Source organism: Blastomonas sp. UPD001 (assembly GCF_003426715.1).
In the GTDB taxonomy this organism is placed as follows: domain Bacteria; phylum Pseudomonadota; class Alphaproteobacteria; order Sphingomonadales; family Sphingomonadaceae; genus Blastomonas.
Window position 1 is genome coordinate 1 of the sequence record NZ_QKVT01000115.1, and the last position, 1824, is coordinate 1824.

Genomic DNA, 1824 nt, shown 5'->3' on the forward strand with positions numbered 1-1824 from the left:
TATGGCGTTGGCGTCTTGCCAGCCCGGCCGCGGCGTCCGAAGGACAAGGAGCAGACATCACGATGCACCTTGTTGGATTTGTTGAGCGTCAATTAACCGGGGTTGGCGGCTACCATATCGGCCGCCGACGCCTTTTGCGAGTCGGACGTTGCCCGGTGGCTCATACAGGTAGCGGTGGTTGGTAGCGTAGCGATGGCGCTTGAGAACACCATCGCGTCCGAGTTGGTGTACGGTTGTGGCGCTTACGCCAAATCGACGAGCCACTTCCTCGCCAGTTAGCATGCCGCTCTCGCGCAACCGTTCGAACCGGGTCTTCAGCCCATAGGCACGACGCACGAGCATCACTTTCTTCAAGGTAAAAGCCTCACCGCGCCAGTTACGATGCCCGAGTGCGTTGAGACGACTGGCAATCTGCTGGTCGTTGTCGGTCTCCAGCAGTTCGTTGATCAGTGCCACAACCGCTTCCGGGGTCTTGCGGATCACGGCCATGGGCCGGGGACGAGCTACTGCCAGGCTTTGCGTGCGACCTCCGCGCCAGCGTATGTGCATGTTGATCTTCTCGTCGACCAGCAGTGTCACGTCTTCGATGAGGAGACCAAGCATGCGTTTACGCTCGACCGGGCTCGTGCGCTCGTTGTTCCAGATGCGCGGAAAATCTGCGGCCAGCGCTCGGATCCGTTCCTGCATAGCGCCGTCCAGCAATGACTGGTCTGTCTCGTTCTGACGCTCATGTTCGCGCTGAAGCGTATCGAGGTCGCGAAGCTTGCCATTCCAGTCCGCTTCGAGTGCGTCGGCAACCAAGCGGTTGTCGGGATCGACCTTCAGATAGCGTCGGCGTGCGAGTTCAGCCTCATACCGGGCGCGCTGTAACTGCTTGTCGCGCAGCGAGGCGGCTTGTTCGACACGTTGCGAGATCTCCTCCTGCACCGCAAGTGCGACCTCTATCGCCGTGGGTGCCATTGCTTCGAGCAGCAACGCGCTGATCGCTTCATCGATCGCTGGTCCTCTTGCCCATTGGCAAGCCTTGCCCGCGTGGCGCACGACGGCCTCGTTGCAGATGTAATAGGGACGAAGCTTGCCCTCGAACTGTTCATAATGGACCCGCATGCGGGCGCCGCAACGACCGCACAAAACTCTTCCTTGCAATAAGCCGTTGCCCTGGCGAGGCATACGACCCCGCAGGCCCGGAGAAAAACCGACTGCATTTTGTTCGAGACTTGTTTGATTGCGCTCGAACTCGTCCCACGAGATGTAGCCTTCATGGGCCTGAGGGATGAGCACCTGCCAGTCGGACCTCGGCATCTTCTGCTGTACGGACTTAAGCTTGGCATTATAGACCGTGCGGGTGCGTCCGTATGCGAAAGCACCAGCGTATCGTGGATTGTGCAAAATCTGGATCACGCGAGAATGGTCGATCGCGCTCCACAGCACGTCGCCCTTGCCGATGCCGCGACGGACACGCCGGGGAAACAGGATCTTCTCGCTGCGCAGGCGGCGCACGACCGCACAGGCTGTGCCCACCTCCCGGAAGGTATCGAACAGCATGCGCACCGTGTCCTGGATCTGGCGATCCGGATCGAGCACCACGCGCATATCAGGCGTGTAGACCAGTCCGATCGGCAACGGCAACTCGAGCTCGCCACGACGCGCCTTGTTGAGAATGCCGCCTTGCAGTCGAGACTTCAGGATGTGCAGTTCGGCCTCGCTCATCGTGCCCTTCAGGCCGAGCAGCATACGATCGTTGAACGACGCCGCGTCGTAAACGCCATCTTCGTCCATGATGAGCGTGCGCGACATGGCGGCCAGTTCCAGAAGGCGATGCCA

At 60.3% G+C, this 1824-nt stretch carries 1 protein-coding gene; it reads right to left on the bottom strand.

Features of this window, described 5'->3' with window-relative positions:
* Nucleotides 1-57 precede the first annotated feature (57 nt).
* A partial coding sequence (locus DM995_RS19310) for a recombinase family protein (protein ID WP_116970726.1) occupies nt 58-1824 on the bottom strand: 1767 nt, incomplete at its 5' end.